Origin of the sequence: Hirschia baltica ATCC 49814, from assembly GCF_000023785.1 — a bacterium.
Taxonomy (GTDB): domain Bacteria; phylum Pseudomonadota; class Alphaproteobacteria; order Caulobacterales; family Hyphomonadaceae; genus Hirschia; species Hirschia baltica.
The window spans coordinates 1,698,295-1,723,493 of record NC_012982.1 but is presented as its reverse complement, the minus strand read 5'-3'; the positions used below and the strand labels follow the sequence as shown (position 1 = coordinate 1,723,493).

At 42.4% G+C, this 25,199-nt stretch carries 18 protein-coding genes; 6 read left to right on the top strand and 12 right to left on the bottom strand.

The window, feature by feature from the left end:
* Positions 1-116: 116 nt before the first annotated feature.
* Positions 117-1,013: a 3'-5' exonuclease gene (locus HBAL_RS08110; protein WP_015827457.1), complete on the top strand. Its 897-nt coding sequence runs from the start codon at positions 117-119 to the stop codon at positions 1,011-1,013.
* Here the strand turns inward: HBAL_RS08110 and HBAL_RS08105 are convergent.
* From HBAL_RS08105 to HBAL_RS08085, 5 genes are all read right to left on the bottom strand, one after another.
* The gene (locus tag HBAL_RS08105; protein ID WP_015827456.1) at positions 1,010-3,184 is read right to left on the bottom strand and encodes an FdhF/YdeP family oxidoreductase; all 2,175 of its coding nucleotides are present in this window, start codon (positions 3,182-3,184) and stop codon (positions 1,010-1,012) included. The two genes, HBAL_RS08110 and HBAL_RS08105, sit on opposite strands and share 4 nt — an antisense overlap.
* Before the next feature lie 110 nt (positions 3,185-3,294).
* Positions 3,295-4,686 (bottom strand): dihydrolipoyl dehydrogenase, encoded by a 1,392-nt coding sequence (lpdA, locus tag HBAL_RS08100; RefSeq protein ID WP_015827455.1) that lies wholly within the window; start codon positions 4,684-4,686, stop codon positions 3,295-3,297.
* Positions 4,687-4,689: 3 nt separating this feature from the next.
* Positions 4,690-5,955: a dihydrolipoamide acetyltransferase family protein gene (locus HBAL_RS08095; protein WP_015827454.1), complete on the bottom strand. Its 1,266-nt coding sequence runs from the start codon at positions 5,953-5,955 to the stop codon at positions 4,690-4,692.
* 1 nt (position 5,956) lies between these two features.
* The gene (locus HBAL_RS08090) at positions 5,957-6,970 is read right to left on the bottom strand and encodes an alpha-ketoacid dehydrogenase subunit beta (RefSeq protein ID WP_015827453.1); all 1,014 of its coding nucleotides are present in this window, start codon (positions 6,968-6,970) and stop codon (positions 5,957-5,959) included.
* A gap of 5 nt (positions 6,971-6,975) precedes the next feature.
* Positions 6,976-8,208: a thiamine pyrophosphate-dependent enzyme gene (locus HBAL_RS08085; protein WP_015827452.1), complete on the bottom strand. Its 1,233-nt coding sequence runs from the start codon at positions 8,206-8,208 to the stop codon at positions 6,976-6,978.
* A gap of 494 nt (positions 8,209-8,702) precedes the next feature.
* Between HBAL_RS08085 and HBAL_RS08080 the strand changes: the two genes are divergently transcribed.
* Together HBAL_RS08080 and HBAL_RS08075 are read left to right on the top strand one after the other, a co-directional pair.
* The gene (locus HBAL_RS08080; protein WP_015827451.1) at positions 8,703-10,577 is read left to right on the top strand and encodes a DUF885 domain-containing protein; all 1,875 of its coding nucleotides are present in this window, start codon (positions 8,703-8,705) and stop codon (positions 10,575-10,577) included.
* A gap of 213 nt (positions 10,578-10,790) precedes the next feature.
* The gene (locus tag HBAL_RS08075) at positions 10,791-13,001 is read left to right on the top strand and encodes a Tex family protein (RefSeq protein WP_015827450.1); all 2,211 of its coding nucleotides are present in this window, start codon (positions 10,791-10,793) and stop codon (positions 12,999-13,001) included.
* Between the two features lie 102 nt (positions 13,002-13,103).
* Here HBAL_RS08075 and HBAL_RS08070 read toward each other — a convergent pair whose 3' ends face one another.
* The 7 genes from HBAL_RS08070 to HBAL_RS08040 all read right to left on the bottom strand — a co-directional run bounded on the left by HBAL_RS08070 (position 13,104) and on the right by HBAL_RS08040 (position 20,442).
* Positions 13,104-13,511: a response regulator gene (locus HBAL_RS08070; RefSeq protein WP_015827449.1), complete on the bottom strand. Its 408-nt coding sequence runs from the start codon at positions 13,509-13,511 to the stop codon at positions 13,104-13,106.
* A gap of 28 nt (positions 13,512-13,539) precedes the next feature.
* Positions 13,540-13,962: a response regulator gene (locus HBAL_RS08065; protein WP_015827448.1), complete on the bottom strand. Its 423-nt coding sequence runs from the start codon at positions 13,960-13,962 to the stop codon at positions 13,540-13,542.
* A gap of 16 nt (positions 13,963-13,978) precedes the next feature.
* The gene (locus tag HBAL_RS08060) at positions 13,979-16,423 is read right to left on the bottom strand and encodes a GAF domain-containing protein (protein ID WP_015827447.1); all 2,445 of its coding nucleotides are present in this window, start codon (positions 16,421-16,423) and stop codon (positions 13,979-13,981) included.
* Positions 16,424-16,559: 136 nt separating this feature from the next.
* Positions 16,560-17,117, bottom strand: coding sequence for an rRNA large subunit pseudouridine synthase E (locus HBAL_RS08055; RefSeq protein ID WP_015827446.1), 558 nt, complete (start codon positions 17,115-17,117; stop codon positions 16,560-16,562).
* Positions 17,118-17,202: 85 nt separating this feature from the next.
* The gene (locus HBAL_RS08050) at positions 17,203-18,381 is read right to left on the bottom strand and encodes a GNAT family N-acetyltransferase (RefSeq protein ID WP_041301490.1); all 1,179 of its coding nucleotides are present in this window, start codon (positions 18,379-18,381) and stop codon (positions 17,203-17,205) included.
* 5 nt (positions 18,382-18,386) lie between these two features.
* Positions 18,387-19,229 carry a hypothetical protein gene (locus HBAL_RS08045; protein WP_233356766.1) on the bottom strand — a complete coding sequence of 281 codons (843 nt, stop codon included), beginning with the start codon at positions 19,227-19,229 and terminating at the stop codon, positions 18,387-18,389.
* A gap of 340 nt (positions 19,230-19,569) precedes the next feature.
* Entirely contained in the window at positions 19,570-20,442 is an 873-nt protein-coding gene (locus HBAL_RS08040; RefSeq protein WP_015827443.1) for a LysR family transcriptional regulator, read from the bottom strand.
* A 114-nt stretch (positions 20,443-20,556) separates the two neighbouring features.
* Between HBAL_RS08040 and HBAL_RS08035 the strand changes: the two genes are divergently transcribed.
* From HBAL_RS08035 to HBAL_RS08025, 3 genes are read left to right on the top strand one after another with little or no spacing between them, the layout of a single operon-like run.
* Positions 20,557-21,705, top strand: a complete 1,149-nt coding sequence (locus HBAL_RS08035) for an isovaleryl-CoA dehydrogenase (RefSeq protein WP_015827442.1) — start codon at positions 20,557-20,559, stop codon at positions 21,703-21,705.
* Positions 21,705-23,306 carry a carboxyl transferase domain-containing protein gene (locus HBAL_RS08030; protein WP_015827441.1) on the top strand — a complete coding sequence of 534 codons (1,602 nt, stop codon included), beginning with the start codon at positions 21,705-21,707 and terminating at the stop codon, positions 23,304-23,306. The genes HBAL_RS08035 and HBAL_RS08030 overlap by 1 nt, the downstream gene beginning before the upstream one ends.
* A 4-nt stretch (positions 23,307-23,310) precedes the next feature.
* Positions 23,311-25,194 (top strand): acetyl/propionyl/methylcrotonyl-CoA carboxylase subunit alpha, encoded by a 1,884-nt coding sequence (locus HBAL_RS08025; protein ID WP_015827440.1) that lies wholly within the window; start codon positions 23,311-23,313, stop codon positions 25,192-25,194.
* Positions 25,195-25,199: the final 5 nt, after the last annotated feature.

Here is a 25,199-nt window from a genome sequence, read left to right as displayed (position 1 = left end):
AATCTTTTTAATAGATACAGACGGCGCGCACGGATACTATCTTTTCTTCTGTTGACCGAATCCCTCTAGTATACGTCCTTATTGTTGTTCGGACTTTATAATTCGAGGTCAAATTTATGTCAGGCAACGCAAACTTGCGTGATTTAGCGAATGAACTTGAGCAATCAGGTGACTATCGCGTATTGAAAAGACTCGTCCCACCACTTCCTATGAATTTTATTGGTGCCCCTTTCAAGCGAGGCCTGTTGATTGATACAGAAACTACCGGTCTAGATTATCGCGAGGCTGAACTTATTGAAATTGCACTCGTTCCTTTCGAATATTCTACCGAAGGAAAACTGGTGACTTTTGGAAAGGCGCTAGATCAATTTCAACAACCAAAATCACCTATTTCTGAAGAAATCACCAAGCTTACCGGTATCACAAATGAAATGGTAGCAGGTCAAAAAATAGATATTCCTGCTGTCGAACAATTGATCAAAGAATCTGACCTTATAATCGCACACAATGCTGCTTTTGATCGCCCTTTTGCTGAACGTTTAACACCTGCTTTCAAAGCAAAACCTTGGGCATGTTCTCTGGTCGATATTGACTGGAAAGAGGAAGGTTACGAATCTCCAAAACTCTCATTTCTAGCTATGGAGCACGGTTTCTATTATAAAGCTCACCGGGCTGATATTGACTGTTGGGCGACGATTAAATTGCTTGCACAGCGGCTAAAAACATCTGGTGACAGAGCTATGGCTCACCTTCTAACGAGTGCTCGTGAAGAAAGATGGCGTATTTGGGCAACTAACACCAATTTTGCTAAAAAAGACATTCTAAAAAACAGAGGATATCGTTGGGAAAGTGGTGAGAATGGAAAACCTAAATCATGGTACGCTGACATTGCAGCCAAAGATAAAGAAGCAGAACTCGAGTTTCTAAAATCTGAAATTTATGATGGTCATTTACCCAACATCCCTATGATACATATTACTGCTTTAAATCGCTTTTCCGCCGATCTAGATTAGTTTACATAGATTTCCACTGAAACGGACTTAAAGGCTGGTGTCTTGCTTCTAGGGTCAACATTTGTCGACGTTAAAATATTTGCTTCTGGATAATAGGCCATAACATTGCCTCTAGGAATGTTAAATTCAACAACACTCACTGACAGCATCTCACCTTCAGAGCTTCTTAGATTTACCTTCGCACCATTTTGCGCGCCGAGTTCAACAATATCTTCCTTATTCATCAGTACGGACCAACGAGAGTCGGTTCCTCGATATGAATCTTTTTCTTCATAGATAATAGAGTTAAATTGTCCCTCACTACGAATAGTGGATAGAGTGAAACACCCTGTTTTCTTTAATGGTGGATTTTGAGAATTAACGACAAATTGCGCCAATCCATCAGGTTTGTTAAAAACGGGTTCATGAAGTAGACGATTTGAAATATGAAACTCTCGCTTCGCCTCATCAATATCCTTAAGGTTCTCCATTCCCGGAACAATTTCAGCGATAGCGGCACGAACAGAATTATGTTTTTTGAAAATTTGGAAATTCACCGGCAAATCCGGTAGTAATTTTTCAGCAAGATCAGCTAGAATAACTGTCTCAGGTCTTACATTATCTAGCCTATTTATACCTCCATCGCTCATTCGGACGTAATTAAACATGGACTCCTGTGTAGTTGGTTCCCATTCCTCGTCTCGTGCCGTTACTGGCAGTATGAGCATCTCGCTGTCTTCAACGCCAATTAAGTGGCTTTGATTCAATGTGGTGGTCAAACATAATTTAAATCCAATTGAGTTGAGGGAACTTTCAGACCAAGAAGAATTTGGGTTTGCGGCATATAAATTTCCACCCATTAGAACGGCAGCATCAATCTCTCCTGATGCTGCGGCTTTCATACAAGCCATAGTATCCATGCCAGTTTCGTCTGGAAGTATTATACCAAAATAATCCTCTATTTTTGCAATGACATCTTCAGCAAGAACAGGTTTAACACCGATAGTGCCAACTCCTTGAACATTTGAATGCCCTCTAAGCGGCAGCAGGCCTGCGCCTCTTCTGCCGATCATTCCTCTTAGTAAGGCAAGATTGGCGATATATTCAACATTATCAGACCCGTGCAGATGATGGGTCATCCCCATCCCCCAAGAAAACACCGTATTCTCCGAGGAAGCGTATGTTTTCGAAATGCGGATTATATCTGATTTTGAAACGCCTGTTCTCAGCTCGATATCATTCCATGATACCGATACGATATCTTCATAGAAATTCGAAAATCCGGAAGTGTATTTCTCTATGAAACTTTCATTCTGGGCATTAATTTCCAGCACCCCTTTGGCTATTCCTTTGAATAGCCAGATGTCTTGGCCAATATTTGGTTGCAGATACTCGGATGCGATTTCTGAACCACCAGAAAGCAAAGATTTTGGACTCTTAGGAACAGCAAATTTTACGAGTCCAGGTTCTTTTGCTGGATTTATCACGATGACTTGCCCGCCGCGCTCTCGGCAAGCTTTTAATTGATGAATAAAACGCGGATGGTTAGACGAAGGGTTGGCACCTATCACAAAAATGGTGTCTGCAAGTTTTAGGTCTGCAAACTCAACAGTAGCAGTTCCAGTTCCTATGGTTGACCCTAATCCAACTCCTGTTGCCTGATGGCAATAATAAGAGCAATTATTGACATTATTTGTCCCATAAAACCGAGCTAATAGCTGAAAAACAAACGCCGCCTCATTGGATGATCGACCAGAAGAATAAAAGAAAGTCTTTTTGGGATCGGTTGCTTTAAATCGGTCAGCTGCAAGGGCGATTGCTTCATTCCATGCAATGGGTCGGTATTTCCGGTCACTTTTAGCTTTGTATATGGGGGTATTTAAGCGCCCTAAACGTTCAATATCTTTGGGCTGTAGCTCTCTTAATTCAGAGATCGGGTGTTCAAAAATTTCATCTGGAATTGCTGGTTGGATATCTGTCGACTGCGCTTGAACACTCTTATTGCAAACAGAAGGAAATTCGCCCGCTTCATTGGTCATTCCGCCCAATTGACCACCCATTCCAAAAGCGCATGCTTTACATGTGTTTTTGGAGGTAAGTGCTTTGGTCGCTTTACCCACACCGATGCGCCGAACAGTCTCTAAAGTGTAGAGCACCTTCTTTGCACCACCACCAATGGGTTCACTTCTCATAATGTCCAGCCTCGCACTATTTTTGTTTCAGATTAGTGCCGCTAGTTTTCACAATAATCAATCACTCTTCCATATCAGAAATTTGTTATGACAGAGTGATTTTCATTGGCTTACATGTGCAATGAGCGCCCTAATGCACTGAATGCAGATTCTTGTAGTGCTTCTGCACGTGTCGGATGGGCCTGTATAACCATAGACAAATCTTCCAACGTGGATGCCATCTCAATTGCGAGCGTGAAAGCCCCTGACAGCTCTGAAATCTCTGCACCTACCCCTTGAATACCCAGAACTTCATGATTATCCTTACGTGCAATCACAGTTACAAAACCATCTTCACGTTCAGTAGACATAGCCCGCCCTGATGCGCTGAAGGGAAATTTACCCGTTACGACTTCGATACCATTTTTTACTACATCCGTAGCACTCATACCAACAGATACGATTTCGGGATCAGTAAAACAAACAGCAGGAATGCATCTCTTATCCCAAACGCGTTTGCTACCTGAAACTATTTCCGCAACCATTTCACCTTGCGCCATAGCGCGGTGCGCTAACATTGGTTCACCAGTTACATCGCCAATAGCGTATACATCTCGCATGGATGTAAGGCACTTATTGCTTATTTTTAAAAATGAACCATTCATAACAAGAGATAATTTTTCTAAGCCAAACTCAGTTAAATTGGGTTTGCGTCCTACCGTTACGAATACTTTATCTGTCGGAATACGAACTTCTTTGTCTTTTATGGATACCAACAAGGCTTTTCCATCTTCTGACATAGTTTGTGCTTGGGCCTCACAATGAAGCGTTATACCAAGCTCCTTCATACGCTTCTCAACAGGTTTTCTAAGATCGTCATCATACATAGACAGTATATTTGCGCTGGCTTCGACAATAGTGACTTTAGACCCCAATTTTGCATAAGCCATTCCTAGCTCAAGGCCGATATATCCACCTCCAATAATTATGAGCTTTTTGGGAGGTTTGCGAAGTTCTAATGCTTCAGTGGAGCTGCAAATCTTACCGCCAAAGGGTAATGAGGGTAATTCAATTGATTTAGAACCTGTAGCAATCACAACATTTTCAGTAGATATGCGGACAATGCCGCCCGCAGTAGTGACATCTACTGTTTTTCCATCAATAAAATTTGCGCGCCCATTTACGTGTTGGACTTTCGCCTTTTTTAAAAGTCCTGCAACACCTTGGGTCAGTCGATCTACAATTCCATTTTTCCAATCAATTGTTTTTGAAAAATCAATTTCTGGCGCATCAGCACGAATGCCCAAAGGATTATCTTTGGCATTCTCCCTTGCTTTTTCAAATTCATTTGAAGCATGAATAATCGCTTTTGAAGGGATACATCCAACATTCAAACAAGTGCCGCCCAAATGAGATTCTTCGACAATAATTGTATCAACCCCAAGCTGTCCGGCTCGGATTGCACAAACATAACCACCAGGACCTGCACCAATGATTAGCAACTTACATTTTTTTGAAATCATGGCTTAGTTCCCCATAAAAATTAGTGCGGGTGTTTCCAAGAGTGTTTTAATGCGTTGTACAAAAACAGCCGCATCCCAGCCGTCGATAATTCGGTGATCAAAGCTGGATGAGATATTCATCATTTTACGAGGTACAAACTCAGCACCATCCCAATGTGGGCGTACAACAATTTTGTTTACACCAACGATAGCAACTTCGGGGTGGTTTATGATGGGTGTTGTCGCAATCGCACCTAATGGACCAAGAGATGTTATTGTAATCGTGGAACCAATTAATTCTTCACGCTTTGCCGTACCATCCCTTGCCGAAGCAGATAACCGAACTAATTCAGAGGCGATATCCCATACAGATTTTGCTTCAGCATGGCGCAGGACTGGCACAACCAGCCCATTCTCAGTCATTGTGGCAATACCGGCATGAACACCCTCATAACGTCGCACAAAGCCTTCATCGTCATAATAATGAGCATTCATTTCTGGCTGTTTTTGAATAGCTTTAACAATAGCCGCCGTTATGAACGGTAAAACCGTCAATTTTGGTTTGTCGCCTCGATCATCATTTAATTTTGCTCGCAAGTCTTCAATTGAAGTGACATCAACCTCCTCTACAATTGTAATGTGAGGGATACGAGCATTGGCGAGCGCCATCTTTTCTGAGATTTTTTTGCGCAATCCTGTGATCTTAATGTCAGTTTGCCCCGCTTGCTCAACCATTGCATTTCCCACACCAGCGTTAGATTGCGCAACTGGGTTCGCATACACTCGGTTGAGGTCTTCATGTGTAATACGTCCAGCAGGGCCTGAACCAACCACTTGACGCAAATCAATTCCGCCTTGAAGCGCTCGATGCCGGACTGCTGGAGAGGCTAATGGTGCCTCCCCTTCTTTTCTAGGTGCACTTAGGTTGGAAGTAGGTTTATGAGATGTTGAAGGTGCTAACTTTTGTTCGGAAACATCGACTTCTTTTGAAGCGTTGTCCGGTTGAAGTTTGGCTACTGTTTCTTTTGCTTCTTCAATTTTAACATCATCACTTGTTTCAATATGTACAAGTTCAGATCCAACCGCCAGTACATCGCCTACATCCGTCGCAAGCCAAACAATCTTACCGCTACACAATGATGGAATTTCAACAGTTGCTTTATCGGTAAGCACAGCGGCCAACACATCATCTTCGCGTACTTCGTCACCAACTTTTACATGCCATTCTACGATTTCAACTTCAGTGACACCTTCACCAACATCTGGAAGTTTAATTGCTATATTTTTCATTTTAAGCCTCCAAAGTTTCTTTAATTGCTCGGATGACGCGTTTAGGACCTGGGAAATAATCCCATTCTTGCGCATGCGGGTAAGGCGCATCCCAACCAGTTACGCGCTTGATAGGTGCTTCAAGATGGTAGAAACAGGCTTCCTGAACTTCAGCGATAAGCTCGGCACCAAAACCAGATGTTCGGGTTCCTTCATGAAGAATCATGCAGTGCCGCGTCTTCTGCACAGATGCCACGATTGTTTCTAAATCAAGTGGCAACAAAGTGCGTAAATCAATAATTTCCGCATCAACTTCAGCCTCTTTAACCGCAGCTTCGGCGACATACACCATTGTGCCATAGGCTAGGATCGTTATCGCTTCACCTTCACGGTAAACTGAAGCTTTGGCTAATGGGGTTTTATAATAACCTTCTGGAACCTCACCTAAAGGATGCCCCGCCCAACCAACAGATTTAGTGTCGTGATGGCCATCAAAAGGACCGTTATAAATTCGTTTGGGTTCAAGAAATATAACGGGATCTGGATCTTCTATAGCTGCAATCAGAAGCCCTTTGGCATCAAGAGGTGATGAAGGTTGTACAACTTTCAAACCCGCGACATGAGTAAAGAGTGCTTCTGGACTTTGACTATGCGTCTGTCCACCAAAAATACCACCTCCGGTCGGCATACGAATAACCATTGGGCAAGTAAATTGACCAGCGGAGCGATGACGAATACGTGCAGCCTCCTGAGTGATCTGATCATAAGCAGGAAACATATAATCGGCAAATTGGACTTCGACGCATGGACGCATGCCTTGCGTGGCCATGCCAACTCCCATCCCAACAATAGCGCTTTCATTTATAGGCGTATCGAATACGCGTTCGATACCGTATTTTTTTTGTAATCCGGCTGTGCAACGAAAAACACCACCAAAATACCCAACATCCTCCCCCATAACGATAACTTTGGGGTCCTTTTCAAGCATAACATCCATGGCAGATCGTACCGCTTCAATCATAGTCATTTGAGCCATTTTCACTACGCCCCCATATCTTGACGCTGACGTTTCAAATGCTCGGGCATTTCTTCATATACGCCTTCAAAAATCGCTGACGGAGATAGGTATTGGGGATTTAGGAAAGTCCCCAATGCTTCACTTTCTTTTTGAGCGGTAATAACTTCATCCATGATTTCAGCTACCCCTTGCTTATGCCGCGCTTCGGACCATTTTCCACGATTTATGAGATGTTGTTTTAAGCGTTCAACTGGATCACCTAAGGGCCAAGCTTCAGCTTCCTCTTTGGGTCTGTAAGCGGACGCATCATCTGAGGTTGAGTGCGCCGCCACACGGTAAGTCACCCATTCGATTACAACTGGCCCAAACCCACCACGCGTGCGCTTTGTTGCCCATTTTGTAGCAGCCATAACAGCTAGAAAGTCATTTCCGTCTACACGAATAGACGGTATTCCATAACCTACCCCACGGCTCGCAAAAGTTGATGCTGAGCCACCTGCTATTCCTGAAAAACTAGATATCGCCCATTGGTTATTGACCACATTCAATATCACTGGCGGCTTGTAGACCGCAGCCGTCACCATCGCAGAATGATAATCATTTGAGGCAGTTGCACCATCTCCTATCCAAGCTGCAGAGATATTGTCAGTACCAGTTAGAGCCGCTGCCATAGCCCACCCAACAGCTTGAACGTATTGGGTACCTAAGTTTCCGGATATAGTAAAAAAGCCATAGTCTTTAGCTGAATGTAGCGTAGGTAATTGACGCCCGCTCAATGGGTCATTTTCATTTTGATAATACTGACCAAAAAGACTTTTTAAAGGATAACCACTGGCAACCAATAATGACTGTTGCCGGTATGTAGGAAAATTCATGTCACCTGGGTGCAGTTGCTTCTGGAATGCACAACCAATTGCTTCTTCGCCTGTACATTGCAGATAAAAGGTCGTTTTACCTTGCCTTTGGGCGTTTAACATTCGCGCATCTATCGCGCGCATCTGAAGCATATCGCGGAGACCTTGAAGCAACGCGTCTTCAAGACCCTCTTCACCTAGATAATCTGACCACGGGCCAACGGCATTCCCCTCCTTATCAAGAACACGAATAAGACTATTTGCGTACTCTCGAGATTCTTCTGCGGTCATCTCCAATGGTGGTACTGACAAAACTCCTGGGTCGGGAAACTTATAATTTGAAAAATCCGGGATATCTCCGGGTCTCGCCGAGGGGGTTGGAAAATTAATTTTAACTGACATTACATTGAGTTCCTCCGGACAGAACGCCAGCAATTGCCCATCTATGTAAGCTAACTGCTTTCATCTGCTATAGTTCAAGAAGCCATCCCAATACCGCAGACAAGCTTCCGTACCACCCAATATAACAGAATAATAGACCAGTATATACTGATAATTATTATAAAATTTGCGGGTAATTTAAAATTTACAGTACAAAGCTTCAACATTCGACGAATATTTGCAATATATAACCTCCGCAATATCCTTGGAAATTTGACATTACGCAGGCGAACTCACAGCAAAAACAACTAGCTCTCGCTTCTATCACAAAAGAAATTCTCAAAATTCATAAGATAAAGATTTCTTGACTAAATAATGATCAAAAACCCTCAATATCATCTAAGTTAATTTATAATTAGGCGTATTTCATGCGCAGAGCGCTCAAGCCACCTTGCTGTATCGCAAAAGAGCTGCCAAAAATCATTTATCAACAAAATTCGGGATGAGGAATTTCCATGAGCAAAACAACACTAACAGCTCTAGCGACCATACTAATGCTAGCAGCATGTGAGCCCAACACACCCACCAAATCTGAACCAAAATCAGAAACCACATTCACAGCTGAAGAAGTTGAACTTGAATCAAAGCGTTTGAATGAATGGTTGGATCAAAAATTTGAAGAAGAGCTAGCGTTCAGTCCAATCCAAAAAACATTCCTTGGCAGAGATAGCGGTCAAGATAAAATCGACGACTTCTCAAAAGAGCACGAAGAGAGCATTCTTAGCTGGAAGCGTTCCAAAGATTCGGAAATGAAAGCCTCATTTGACTATGATAAACTTTCAGCTGAAGCAAAAACATCTTACGACATCGCGGCTTATCAATTTGCACAATCTGATGCAGCAGCAAATTTTCCTACAAATGGGTATGTATTTGAACAGATGAATGCTGTTCATGGCTTTTTTCCACAGCTATTAATTGCATTTCATAAAGTTGAAGATGCAGATGATATGGACAATTACCTATCACGAATTGGCGAATCTGCTCGTGCTATAGACCAACTCATTGTCAGGTCAAAAGAGAATGCTGCTACAGGCGTTCGGCCACCATATTTTGCATTTGAACAAGTGATTGAAGAAGCCGAAAAAATCATATCAGGCGCACCATTTGATGAAAGTGGTGAAGATAATGCTGTTTGGGCTGATGCAAATACAAAAATAGATGCTCTACTTGAATCTGAAGCAATAGATGAGAGCAAAGCGGAGCAACTAAGAGCAGACATCAAAACCACCCTTTTGGAAAAATGGAAGCCAGCTTACCAATCGCTCATCGAATGGCAGGTTGAAGACAAAGTAAACGCCAACGAAATTGCTCAAGGTGTAAGCGCACTACCTTCTGGTGGTGATTTTTATAATGAAAGACTGGCAAACCAAACTACGACAACGCTCACAGCAGATGAGATTCACGAAATAGGTTTAAAGGAAGTTGATCGCTTACGAGGCGAAATGGAAGCAATTCAAACAGAATTTGGATTTGAAGGAAGTTTACAAGATTTCTTTGCTTTCTTGCGTGATGAAAAATCCGATGAACGCCTCTACTACCCCAATACTGATGAGGGGCGCCAAGGATATATAGACGACGCGACAGCTGCAATTGATAAAATCAAAGCGCAACTACCAAACTATTTCGGCATTCTACCTAAAGCAGATCTAGAAGTACGTCGAGTTGAACCCTTCCGTGAACAAGCAGGCGCTGCTCAACATTATTTCCCCGGTACGCCAGATGGGTCACGCCCAGGAATATATTACGCCCACTTACTAGATATGGAAGCAATGCCAAAACGTGAGCTTGAGGTGATTGCATATCATGAAGGCCTTCCCGGCCATCACATGCAAATATCAATAGCACAAGAGCTAGAAGGTATTCCAATATTTAGAACGCAAGCTGGTTTTACAGCCTATGTTGAAGGCTGGGCTCTGTACACAGAATGGCTAGCCAAGGAAATGCCAGGCACTTATGAAGACTCTCTGTCAGAGTTTGGTCGTTTAGGTTCAGAGATCTGGCGCGCTATACGTCTAGTTTTAGACACTGGACTACACTCTAAGGGCTGGACAGAACAACAAGCTATCGAATATTTCCAAGCAAACTCCGCAATAACAACTGACCAAGCGCGTTCTGAAGTGCGTCGTTACATGGTTCTACCGGGACAAGCGACTAGCTACAAAATCGGAATGATAAAGTTTCAAGAATTAAGAAAGAAAGCAGAAGAAGAACTTGGCGACAAATTCGACATTCGCAGTTTTCACGATACAGTTCTCAGTGGTGGTGCCCTACCACTTACAATTCTGGAAAGACGTGTAAATGACTGGATTACTTCTGTAAAAGCAAAATAGCATTTTACCGCTTAAAAAATTCTAGGCTCCGGAAATTTTTCTGGAGCCTTTTTTGTAAGCCTCCATTGCAATGGAAACTTACAAAAATATTTTAACCATACTCTTGCTTGTAAACCTTCTATAAATGAGTTCAGGAGCACTTCATTACCTAAAGCATTTCACAAACTTGTTACTTATCCGATCAGTCGAACCATCGGCCACCAAGGTGCATAAATGAAAAATTCTTCTTCAGTAAAAAATCAAACAGCGCAAATCATTGCTCGTGAACTTAAAGTTCCCGACGCCAAAGTATTAGCGGCAATTACACTAATAGAAGAAGGTTCCACTGTGCCGTTTATTGCCCGATATAGAAAAGAAGTCACAGGCGGTTTGGATGATACTCAACTTAGAAAACTATCTGAAAGATTAACCTATCTCACCGAGCTTAACGATCGAAAATCAACGATTTTAAAATCTATCCGTGATCAAGAAAAACTCACACCAGATTTAGAGCGTCAAATATTGAAGATTGAAACAAAAGTTGAGTTAGAAGACGTATATGCACCGTTTAAGCCCAAGAGGCGCACGAAAGCATCAATAGCAATAGAGGCGGGTTTAGGACCTCTGGCAGAGAAACTATTGCTCAATCCATCTCTAGCTCCAGACAAAGAAGCTCTCGCTTTTGTCTCTAACGATAATGGGATCACAGACCTGAATGCAGCATTAGAAGGTGCCAGAAATATCATTATTGAACGTATAGCTGAAACACCTAAGGTTGTTGGTCCGGTAAGAGAAAAAGTATGGAATAATGGGGAGTTAGGTTCAAAATTAGTAAAAGGGAAAGAAAAAGAAGGAGCTAAGTTTTCCGATTATTTTGATTTTGATGAACCCATTCGCGATATGCCATCACACCGTGCGTTAGCCCTGCTTCGGGGTCAAAAAGAAGGTGTGCTGAAAATCAATCTTGATGTGCCACATTTGCCAAGTCAAAAACATCCTGCCGTTGGTGTGGTCATGCGAGAATTTGGAATATCCAATAAGGGGCGTCCAGGTGATAGCTGGATGTCTGAAACAGCTGAAAAAGCGTGGAAATCCAAACTAGCATCATCAAGTGCAAATGATTCAATTTCACGCCTAAAAGAAAAAGCAGATACAGAAGCTATCAGAATATTTTCTCGAAATGCGCGAGACCTATTACTCGCAGCACCAGCGGGCGCTCGAGTGGTTATGGGGGTGGATCCGGGAATACGAACAGGATGTAAAATTGCTATTGTTGATGCAACTGGAAAAGTAATTGATACAGCAACTATCTACCCACACGAGCCGCGTAAAGATTGGCAGGGCTCGCTTACCACCATGGCTACACTTTGTAAGAAGCACAAAGTAGAACTTGTGAGCGTAGGCAATGGAACAGCAAGTCGCGAAACTGATAAACTTGTCGCAGAGTTATCAAGCAAAATGCCAGAATTGAAGTTGACTAGAGTCATTGTATCTGAAGCAGGTGCCTCTGTGTATTCTGCTTCTGAGTTAGCGGCTAAAGAGTTCCCAAATATGGATGTAAGCATTCGCGGCGCTGTCTCAATTGCTAGACGCCTACAAGATCCCTTGGCTGAATTAGTAAAAATAGACCCCAAGGCGATCGGTGTTGGTCAATATCAACATGATGTGGATCAATCAGCTTTAATTCGATCACTAGACGCCGTCGTGGAAGATTGTGTGAACTCTGTCGGTGTTGATGTTAATATGGCGTCGGCCCCGTTACTTTCTCGCGTTTCTGGTTTATCTGAAACCTTAGCTAATAATATAGTTGCTTTTAGAAATGAAAATGGTCCTTTTAAGAACCGATCAACTCTCAAAAAAGTGGCCCGTATGGGGCCTAAAGCCTATGAACAAGCAGCTGGTTTCCTGAAAATTGTTGATGGCACGAATCCCCTTGATGCTTCAGCAGTTCACCCTGAAGCATATCCTCTGGTAAAACAAATTGCTGAAAAGACGGGCCGAACAATAAGCAGCCTGATTGGGGACAAAGAATTTCTTTCCAGGTTAAACCCAAAAGATTTCGCGACTGAAACTTTCGGTATTCCCACTGTAGTAGATATTATCGCTGAACTTGAAAAACCCGGTCGTGACCCGCGACCACTTTTTAAGACTGCCACGCTACAAGATGGGGTAGAAGAAATATCAGATTTAAACTCAGGAATGAAATTGGAAGGTACCGTCACAAATGTAACAGCTTTCGGAGCCTTTGTGGATATAGGTGTACATCAGGATGGACTTGTTCATATTTCACAATTAGCCGACAAATTTGTGAGCGACCCTCACGATATCGTCAAAGCAGGTGATATCGTAAATGTGACGGTTATGGAGGTAGATGTTCAAAGAAAACGGATTGGTCTCAGCATGAAATCAGAACCGGAACTGCAATCTAATAATCGGCGATCCTAAGATCGTCGAACACGCACACAACAGCTACATTGTACGACGATTGCATCTGTTACGAAAATGAAAGTCGCAAAATGACGAAATTTGAAATTGCGACCTTCTTCTTCAAATAGAAATTTGTTGCTGTATTGTTTCTATGAAATTTTTGCTAGAAATATCATCTTTAGATATTATTGCTGCCAAGCGTTGGTCAGCATCCTCTTCGCCTATATTTATAGGAATTTCACTAGAAAACAGTATGATAGGCCCTGAAAAAGCCCCATCTAATTCCTTGATTGATTGACGAAAGTCAAAATGCGGTGGAAGTAAATTATCTAGTAAAATTAAGTCAGGTGTATCTGATTCTATTTTCAGACATGCAATTTCCAAGCAGTCAGCATGCTGGATTCTGATATGACTAAGACCTGCTTTTATAATATAAGCTTCTACCAATTTTGAGATGTTGGCATGATCGTCAACGACGAGAATGCTGGGATTTCTTGCTCGGCTCTTTTGAGCATTATCAATCACCATATTTGGTCAACCATTTTTATGTTATAATTTAATTCGTTGAAGCTCTTGGTAGCTTAACTTCTTTTAGCCAAAATTCATTTAATAGAGATGCTACTTTTTGATATCCCGCCACACTATCCGGTTTCACCATATATGCGTTAGCTTTACGACTGTATGAGTCATCAACATCTGTCTCATTTTCAGATGTGGAAAGAACAATCGTCGGTATATTTTTAAAGCGATCGTCCGACTTCAAAACGTCCAACAACCCGCGCCCGCCCATTCCTGGCATATTTAAATCTGTAACAATTATTCTCGGATTGCTTCCATTTTTTAGGACTTCCAAAGCACATTCAGCATCTTTAGCGATTTCAATTTGCAGATTTTCATCTGCTTTGTTCAATGCTCGCAGGATGAATTTTTGGTCTTTAAGATCATCTTCAACTATTAGTATCCCAATTTGTTTTGGCATAATAAATTCCTAATATCTAATAACCAAATGCCATCACAAATTTGGCACCATCTTTAAAGCTAGAGTCTACGTACAAATCACCATCATGCAAAGCCATAATCTTTTTACACAACGCTAAACCAATTCCTGCACCTTCAATAGTTTTACCATGATGAAGGCGTTTAAAAGGTTCAAATATTTTTTTCTGAAATTGCTCAGCTATTCCTACACCATTGTCTTCAACGATTATGCATTTTTGTCGATTTATAACATCTATTTGAGAATGAATTTTAATGTTCAATTGGTCAGCCATAGAATATTTACAGGCATTGACAACAAGGTTTTGAATAACTTGAACGAGTAATTCTTCATTTACATTGTGTTGGAAAAAATCACCGATTTCAATATTTGCACCAACGGCTTCAACTTCCGAATTTACTTGCTTTCGAGCTTGAACAACGATTTGTTCGAAATCAGTGATCTTCTTTTTTATTTTTTCACTGTCCAACTTAAACATGTCATACAAACTGCGAACCATAACTCTCATTCGCCGTAATCCATCTTCCATTTCATCGAAATACTCTGCCGCCAAAGTCGGTAAAACGATTTCATGCTCTTTCAATTCATCGGCAAATAGTTCAGAGAACATTGCAGATTGACGAAGGGGTGCTTGCAAATCATGTGAAGCCACAAACGCGAAATCTGACAGACTTTCATTAAGCCTAGATAATTGTTCTTCTTTCAGCTTTAATTCCGTTATATCAGTTGCTACTGCCAGAATAGTTGTATTCCCATCCTCACCAATCATTGGAATCTTATCTGTAGATATCCATCCCTCTATACCGTTCGTAGGCGCGTAAGATTCCACGATATTTCTGCGTGGTTTACCACTTTCTATGACACTTAAATCGTCTTGAAGGTATTTCTCGGCAATCTCTGGAAACAAATCTTCAGTAGCAACGCCCTCAACCTCTAATGGGTCATTCAAACCTACTGAGAGAACAGCTGCTTTATTAGCTCTTAGAATTTTGTTGTTATTATCTTTATACCAAATCCGCGCCGGTACGTTATCCAGCACCATTCTCAACTCATCGTTCAAACGTGCATATTTTTCAAACGCTTTTTGTGATTCAATTGCATGCCCAATACTTGCAGCAATAATGCTCAACAACTCAAGGTCCGTCGTTGGAAAAGGCGAACTCCGTTTTACGTCACTTACGAAGCTAATTGTTCCGTAGAATTCTTCATCCACAAAAATTGGAGCGCCTAAGTAACTAGCAAATTCATTTTGAGGAACAGCCGGATGACATTTAGTCTCGTTAGACTGAAGGTCGTCAAATGACAGGGCTGTTTGCTCTTCGACAACAGCAGCGCATATAGTATCAGGCAAGGCAAGCTCAACACCTGCAGCTAGTCCTTCCATTTCACCAACATATGCTTTCACCAAATATTTTTTGTCCTGAATATTTGATACAAACCCATCTGTCGCATGAAAAGTTCGTCGACCCAACTCAAGCAATTCTTCTAAATATTTAGTAGGGTCTGAATGCGCAAGTGGAGATATAGCTTTGAGCGCCTTAACAGTCGCTTCAAAATTCTTCCTTTGAGAAATAGGTGTAGATGCAACTGTCAGCCCGTTTACGCCGCAAGGTTCTGCCTTGACCCTAAACCATGCACTAATGGTATCATCAGTATATTCTATTTCTACAGTTTCTGATTTCCCCGTCTTAACAACTTTTGAATATAGTGCGAATAGCCCCACCTCTTTAATGTTGGGAAATAGATCCAACATTTTGTTTCCGATGAGGCTCTCTAATTTTTGCCCCGTATTTAATTCCAATGCGGCATTTGCACCAAGTAGCGTAAAGTCAGAAACAATACCCTGCTCATTGAAAACAGCTTCCAGCCTTAAAATCACAGCCTCACTAGCGTCGTAGATTGAACGTGAAATTTCACTTTCTTTTCGAGCTGCTTTAGCGAGTTCAATAATTTCATGCTCAAGTGTATTTTTAACAATCATATCCCTGATTGTTGTCGCCAATCTCACAAGGAGTGCTTGTTCCTGTGCCGAGAATTTTCGAGGTTTTCTGTCGATAAGACAAAGCGTTCCAAGGGCGTGCCCTTCTTCTGTAATCAACGGTGCGCCAGCGTAAAAACGAATACTGGGTTCGCCTAAAACTAGGGGATTTTGGTCGTATTTTTCGTCTTCAATGGCGTTTTCAACAACCATAACATTTGTAGACTTTATCGCATGTTGGCAAAAAGAGATGTCACGAGCAGTTTCAGTGACACCATCTAATCCGCAATTGGATTTAAACCATTGGCGATTTTCGTCCACTAGCGAAACGAGAGCAATAGGAACGTCAAACATTTCAGCAGCAAGCGCAGTCACATTGTCATATTGTGCTTCTGGTTTTGTATCCAGTATTTTCAATGCCGCTAACGTTGCTAACCGTGTTTGCTCATTTTTGTCATCAACCATTTAGACATTGCCTCAACATTTTTTACATTCCAGCCAACTGCCCCCCAGATTTATATCTCTCTTCATATGAATAAATCATAACCAGATAATATATGAGTATAGCGCAACTTAAAGAGACACGCCGATATGAAAAACATTATTTCTTGGAGTGCATAATCCAATCTCCAGATTCAATGCCATCTATTGTCCAATTCCCCACTCGATATCGAATTAAACGCAAAGTAGGAAATCCAACACAAGCGGTCATCCGCCTGACTTGCCGATTTCGTCCTTCTGAGATTGTGATCTCAATCCAACTATCTGGTACGCTTTTTCGATATCTAACAGGAGGCTCCCTCACCCAAAGGTCAACAGGTTGGTCCATCAGTTTGACTTTAGCCGGCTTGGTCATCCCGTCTTTCAATAATACTCCAGCCCGCAACAGGTCCAACGCTGTTTCGTCGGGAATCCCCTCAACTTGAACCCAATAACTTTTTTCCATTTTATTACTTGGATCGCTTATACGGTGTTGCAATTTACCGTCATCTGTGAGGACCAATAAACCCTCACTGTCCTTATCTAATCGCCCCGCCGCATACACATTGGGTACGTCAATAAAGTGAGATAAGGTCCGGCGAGAAGATGCTTCATTTCCAGCGTCAGTAAACTGTGAAAGCACATTGAATGGTTTATTAAAAAGGAGAATATTCGACATGTGAATCTCTATGCCATTATAAGATATTTAATGCCATCCCCTCTTGTTCGCCTATTTCTATTGAACCGAGGTGAGAGATACAAAATCAACTGTTTTGCGTATTATGTCTTTTTAAGAAAGCTTCAAAAAAACCTTTTAAACGAGGCATTAATCGTGTCTCACAAATAGCTAAATGATCAAACCGCCTCCGCATTCTTGAAGCTATGGAGTTTTCATTTTTCGTTCCAAATAGGTTCCAACTTTTAAACCCAACGCCTTGAATAGTCCCCAAAATTGTTGGACGGAAATAAACAAGTTTTCCAACCTCACGAGATGGCTTTGCAAAATATTTCTTGTAGTGATCGTGACCACCTGAGAGATCATAAGATTTCAGCCCCATCTCATCCATCGCTTCAATAGCTCGATAGAGAAGTATAATTCCCGGCCCCAACTCACTGTGATCTGGATCATACGCTGATATCCATGGATGAAAATTTTCACCTGACCTTAAACCAAAATGACCTGCCACAAGGGCACCGTTCACCCTAAGCTCAATAAGGTATCCACCAAAATTATTTTCTTCATTGTATTTTACAGAAGATACCGCCTGCAGAACTGTAGAACTTTTCTCAGCTTCAATCACATCTACCAGACCCGATTTGCTAAATTGGTTACTTTTCCAATTAAAAAGTTGTTGAATATCTGAAGGATTATTCACACCATATCTGAGTTCTACGGTATCAAAATCTTTATCCAGTTTCCGACTAAGCCGCCGAAAGTTTTTCATTCTTTTTGGATTGTCTTTCCATCGCTCCGCAAGATATTCTGCTGCACTTCCGTCTTCAATTTGCGCAACAAAAGAATAGCCTCGACTCTCAAACTTGGCGTCCATCAACACACCTTCAGGAGTCGCACAACCTTCACCTCTATAACTATGCCAACCACCCGCCCGTAGCATGTCATTCATGCTTATCTGGTAGCCTTCTGCGATCAAAGGCCCTGAATAATCATCAAATGGTGCACCAAGGGGGCGTACCATTCCTGCAACACGACCAGAACCACAAAAAACGCTGACAATCTTCTCACCGACTTGTCCAAATATAACTCGGACATGATCATTATTGGAAGCAATCAGTTTTGCAAATTCAGGCTCCAACAAAGGAGACCTATAGCAATTTTGAGAAGAATTTAAGAATTTCCATTGTTTCCACTCAGCATGAGTTACTTCAGAAATATCTTTTGCAACAAATAAAACCACCCGTGAAACCTCAGTATTTTTTTCCATTTGGGTTACACGTTGGAACTCTCATCAATCCGTCGCACTTCAAGAGTATTTTTATCAATTTCGAAAGTAATGGGCGTGACTTTCTTAACCGTTGGTTTTTTCTGAATTTTTAGAGCCCTTGCAACAACAGCTTTTAGCATGACAGCTGCTCCAGTATTTTGGGGAATGGACGGATTCATACCAAAACGACGTCTCAATTTTCCATTTGTATACATTGCATTGGCTTTTAATAATCCTGAAGCTGTCATATATTCACATGACAATGAAACATTCATCATATTGCCATTCTGCACTCTGTGCGGAGCATTTTGAGGCCAAGTAATTGCTACTCCTGGCTTCATGTGCACCTTTGATACATGCTCATCAAAGCTATATTTAAAATCCATTTCTTCTTCTTGTTCACGCAAAACAACTGCCTCAATCTGGTTGGCGGTCGCAAAGGGTTCATGCGGTGGATAAAGAGAAACATATTTTTCTCCCCTCACCTGAACCAGACAAACAAATGGTATGTCCAAATGGTAATGGACATGAATATCTGGAGAAGAAATTAGGACACCGATATCTTGCTTTAATGTTTTGATACCTGCTGCTGAATCTAGTTGAGAAAAAAGTTTATTTCGAACATCTGCATATTCGGGAAGATATTTACTGACTGCTCTCAAATTTAACCAAATCTGCCCTCGCTTTACCGCCTCAAGGAGTTCAGCCCCAGATAAATTATCAGCTCTTCCATGGATTGCTTTAACCCGTCCTTCTGAGTGGGCAGGAAATGTGTAAATTCCCATATTTTCACGAGGGTAACGGTCTAGCAAATCAGCCAAGCCATCGTCTGAGTATTTCTCACTCAAATGCTCGTCATGCTCACCAGCAATAACTTCTTTGGAAAAGCATACAGACGTATCCTCTGGCCATTTGAAAAGCATATCAACACCAACTGCTTGAAAACAAAAACTCTAAAACGGAAAACACTAGACCAACCAATTGAATAAGCAGTTCGTCTGATTTATTTTCTGTATTCCAATTTCTTTGCAACTAATATGCCGAATACATTAAAAATAAACTGTTTTTTACATCATCATTTCAATACCAAATAAAGCGACCAGCTTTTTTTATGAAACCAGCACACAAAATTCACCGAGCGAGAGAAAACCTCTTATTTCCTCTACCAATTTGAATTCACATAAATTTCTATGGATTTGTCATTTTTGCTCGTAAAACATCAACAATCACAGGCGGTGAATGGTACAATTTTTCTGCATGCGGTGCCCACAGCAAACCAACGGACCTCACTAGGTCAAACCCCGCCATTTTTCGCATTATGATGTGACTACAATCATAACTGTCAGGCATTACCGTCACGCCTAATCCTGCTTTGATCATTTCCAGTACACGCTCGTCATTTGATGATTTGTACGCAAAAAAAGGGCGAACGCCCCTTTTTGTAAAATGCTTACTGGTTTCAGACAACACCTCACAATGCCTACGAACAATCATAGTATTGTCAGCCAAAGCTTCACCGGGAATAATTTCTTGGTCTGCTAAAGCATGATTTTCAGGCATAGCAATGGAATATCCCTCTCTAAAGAGTGTCTCTTCCAGGAAACGTTCCCCGCCTCGCTCGACAAGCGTCATAGCAGCATCTACACGACCACGCGCAAGATGATTTGTGAGTTCGCGTTCACTACCCTCGACAAGCTCAACCTTGGCATTGTCATCAACATGTCTAGCTTGAACGATAGCATCAGACAAAATCTTTGCTGGAATGCTCGTCAATATTCCTAACTTAAGAACTGGCTGCGCTTCCTGTCCCCGCACCGCCCTTTCTGCTTGGTTAAAATCACTTTCTATTCGTCGAGCATATTCAAGCAATCTAGTACCAGAATCTGTAAGATGTATTCGTCGATTTGCGCGATGGAACAGCTTAGATTCTAATATTTTTTCAAGCTTAGCAATTCCCACAGACAAGGTTGGCTGGGCCACATTCAAATGAACTGCAGCTCGAGAAAAATTTCCATGATCTACAACGGCAAGGAAATAGCGAAGAAGGTAGCGATCTATCATAGATAAAATCTATACCATGATTAGTTTAATTTCAATTTTATCTATTAAACCAAAAATGTTACAATGTGCCATAAGAGGCGCAGCGCCCATAAATTGAACTTGGGAGGTATTTAAATGATGAACCTTGATTTCGCTTTGGGCGAGACAGCAAACATGATCCGAGAAACATGTCGACGCTTTGCTCATGACAAAATATCCCCGATCGCTGCAGAAATAGATGCGTCAAATAAATTCCCGCGACACCTATGGCCTCTTATGGGAGATCTTGGGCTTCATGGAATTACTGTTTCTGAAGAAGATGGCGGTTTGGGGCTTGGCTATCTTGAACACGTTGTGGCGATGGAAGAAATTTCTCGGGCATCAGCATCTGTTGGTCTTTCATACGGTGCGCACTCCAATTTATGCGTCAATCAAATCCGGCGCTGGGGTACAGATCAACAAAAAAAGAAGTATCTTCCTAAACTCATTTCTGGAGAACATGTCGGATCACTTGCCATGTCAGAAGCTGGTGCCGGGTCTGATGTATTAGGCATGGTCACAAAAGCTGAAAAAGTTGATGGTGGCTATCTTCTCAACGGAACAAAGTTCTGGATAACAAACGCCCCCGAAGCCGACACGCTCGTCGTCTACGCCCGCACAGACCCAAACAATAAAAATCAGGGTGTAACAACTTTTCTTATAGAGAAAGAATTTGAAGGTTTCTCAGTATCAAAAAAGCTGGACAAACTGGGAATGCGTGGATCAGACACCGCCGAGTTAGTATTTGAGGACTGCTTCGTACCCGAGAGCAATATAATGGGCGAAGTTCATGGCGGCGCAAAAGTCTTAATGAGCGGGTTGGACTATGAGCGGGTAGTCCTTTCTGCGGGCCCTTTAGGCATAATCCAAGCCTGTCTGGATGTGTGCATTCCTTACGTGAAAGACCGAAAACAATTTGGCAAACCCATTGGTAGCTTCCAGCTCGTACAAGCAAAAATAGCAGACATGTATGTCGCTCTAAATTCAGCACGGGCCTACACTTATGCTGTTGCACGTGCTTGCGACGCGGGGCAAACAACACGTTTTGACGCAGCAGGTGCTATTCTTCTCGCCAGTGAAAACGCCGTTAAATCTTCTCTAGAAGCCATTCAGACATTGGGCGGTGCAGGATATCTAAAAGAATGGCCCGTTGAACGCTTTTTAAGAGATGCAAAACTTTATGACATTGGTGCTGGAACGAACGAAATTCGGCGCTTCCTCATAGCTCGGGAGTTGCTGGCTTAATGAGTGCTCCAACGCTTGAAACCAAACTAGACACCAGTTCGGAAACTTTCCGACAAAGACATGCATCAAATAAAGCTCTCAATGAAGAATTGAGAGAACGCATTGCTGAAATTGGGCTTGGTGGCCCAAAAAAATCCAGAGACAAACATGTTGCACGCGGAAAGCTATTACCTCGAGAAAGGCTAAAGGTTTTATTAGACCCCGGCTCACCCTTTTTAGAAGTCAGTCAGCTTGCCGCCTATAATCTTTACGGCAATGAAGTTCCGGGTGGCGGCATTATTTGCGGTATAGGCCGTGTGAGTGGCCGACAAGTCATGATCGTTATCAATGATGCTACCGTAAAAGGTGGCACATATTACCCCTTAACGGCCAAGAAACACCTCCGCGCTCAAGAGATTGCCGAAGAAAACCACCTTCCTTGTATCTATCTTGTGGATTCAGGCGGCGCTAACTTGCCTCACCAAAGTGAAGTATTTCCAGACCGAGACCATTTTGGACGTGTCTTCTTCAATCAAGCAAACATGTCAGCAAAAGGCATTCCGCAAATAGCGTGTGTCATGGGAAGTTGCACAGCCGGCGGTGCATATGTGCCTGCTATGTGTGATGAATCTATCATTGTCCGCGATCAGGGCACCATCTTTTTAGCCGGTCCGCCGCTGGTCAAAGCTGCAACTGGAGAAGAAATCTCCGCTGAAGAATTGGGCGGTGCCGATACTCACGGACGCCAATCAGGACTTGTTGACCATATCGCTGATGATGATGAACACGCACTCACAATCGTACGTGACATTATCTCAACCCTTCCCCCACAAAAGCTTCCCGAGCTAAACTTAATAGAACCGGAATCTCCACTATATGATGCAGATGAACTCTATGGTGTCATTCCACAAGATCTTAAAACGCCCTATGACGTCCGAGAAATAATAGCCCGCATCGTTGATGGAAGTAAGTTTAACGAATTTAAAGCCAACTTTGGGGAAACGCTTGTCACAGGCTTTGCCCATATATGGGGAATGCCTGTTGCTATCCTAGCAAATAATGGCGTGCTATTTTCAGAAAGTGCTCAAAAAGGTGCGCACTTTATTGAACTAGCCTGTCAGCGTAAAATCCCGCTCCTCTTCCTACAAAACATCTCCGGTTTCATGGTTGGTGGAAAGTATGAAGCTGAAGGCATCGCAAAACACGGCGCAAAAATGGTAACCGCTGTTGCAACTGCCCAAGTCCCCAAGATTACAGTGCTAATCGGCGGAAGCTTTGGTGCAGGCAATTACGGCATGTGTGGCCGCGCCTATTCCCCCCGTTATCTTTTCACTTGGCCCAATAGCCGCATCAGCGTGATGGCAGGTGAACAAGCTGCAAGTGTCCTCGCAACTGTAAACCGTGACGCAACAAACTGGACACCTGAACAAACAGAAGCTTTTAAGCAGCCTATTCGAGACAAATATGATGAAGAAGGAAACCCATTCTTTGCCACGGCGCGGTTATGGGATGATGGAATTATAGATCCAGCTCAGACACGTGATGTACTCGGTCTAGCCTTTGCGTCAACTCTAAATGCGCCAATAGCCGATCATGCCCACTTTGGCATGTTCAGGATGTAATCTCATGATCAAAAAGATACTGATAGCCAATCGCGGTGAAATTGCATGCCGGATTATGCGCACAGCTAAAGAAATGAATATTGCAACAGTTGCAGTATATTCTGATGCAGATGCAAAAGCGCTTCACACACAAATGGCGGATGAAGCTATTCACATTGGTCCTTCACCAGCAATTGAAAGCTATCTTGTTGGCGAAAAGATTATTGCAGCAGCAAAAAAAACTGGCGCTGATGCCATCCATCCAGGCTATGGCTTCTTGTCAGAGAATGCGACTTTCGCTGATGCCGTCATAGATGCTGGTTTAATATGGATTGGCCCAAAATCATCTTCCATACAGGCTATGGGACTAAAGGATGCAGCCAAAACACTCATGGAGAAAGCAGGAATTCCTTGTACGCCCGGTTATCTAGGCGAAGACCAATCACTAAAGCGTCTTGAAAAAGAAGCTAAAATCATTGGTTACCCTGTTCTTATCAAAGCTGTTGCTGGCGGCGGCGGTAAAGGAATGCGTAAAGTTGACAATGCTTCTAATTTTGCGAATGCGCTAAAGTCCTGCCAAAGGGAAGCTGCCTCTTCTTTTGGCGACGATCGCGTACTTTTAGAAAAATGGATTACAGCACCGCGTCACATTGAAGTACAAATCTTTGGCGACAAACATGGGAATATTGTCCATTTGTTCGAGAGAGATTGCACGCTTCAACGCCGCCATCAAAAGGTAATTGAAGAAGCACCTGCTTTTGGCATGAACCAAGAAACGCGTGCACGGATATGTGAAACTGCAATTCTAGCGGCCCAAGCTGTAGACTATGAAGGTGCAGGCACAATTGAATTCATAGCAGATGCTTCTGGTGAACTAAACCCGGATAGCATCTGGTTTATGGAGATGAATACGCGGTTACAGGTTGAGCACCCTGTTACAGAAGCCATTACAGGTATTGATCTGGTCGAATGGCAAATACGTATCGCTTCAGGTGAACCAATCCCCGTTAAACAGGAAGATATCAGTATTAATGGTTGGGCTATGGAGGCGAGACTTTATTCCGAGAACCCTACGAACGGATTCTTACCATCCATAGGTAAAATAAACCTGCTAAACATGCCGTATGGTGTGCGTGTCGATACTGGGATTCAAGATGGAGCTGAAATCACTCCTTTCTATGATCCAATGGTCGCTAAGCTGATTGTACATGAAGAAAACCGCAAATTAGCTATGCATAGCCTGGCTGAAGCATGTGAAAACGTTTCGACCTACCCTGTGATCAACAATGCTGGATTTCTTTGTAATCTATTGAACCACAAAGCATTTGAAGCGGGCAGCTATACCACCGGATTCATTGATTCAAATTTAGAAGCTCTTACAGCAAAGCCTCCCTTAAAGGTTGATAAACTAAAAGCCATATCACTTCTTCTAAGTGACGAAGATAAAGCCGGCCCATGGAATGGATTATTTGGTTTCAGAAATGGATCACAAGCTGATCTTTCAATGCGTATAAGCGTTGATGGCGAGACCCATACTATAAGTGTAGACCCATATTGTGATGACTGCCCTTATTGGGAGCAAGTCTCAGATGGTCTACTTTGTATTGATCAAGGGTGGCCCTACCTTGTGTCTTTGCCGCGCGGTAAAGCTAAATCCGGTGCTGGTGATTTATCAGATGGTCAGATTACATCCCCCATGCCTGGGAAAATACTTTCACTTTCAGTAGCACTAGGTGATGAGGTCACGAAAGGCCAACCCCTTATCACGCTTGAAGCAATGAAAATGGAGCACAGCATGACCGCGCCATTTGATGGAAAAGTTATTTCTGTAAATGTGGAAGCTGACCAAAATGTTATGCAAGGCATGATATTGTTAGAAATCGTATCTCATCAAGATGAAGAGGTTTAATTTTT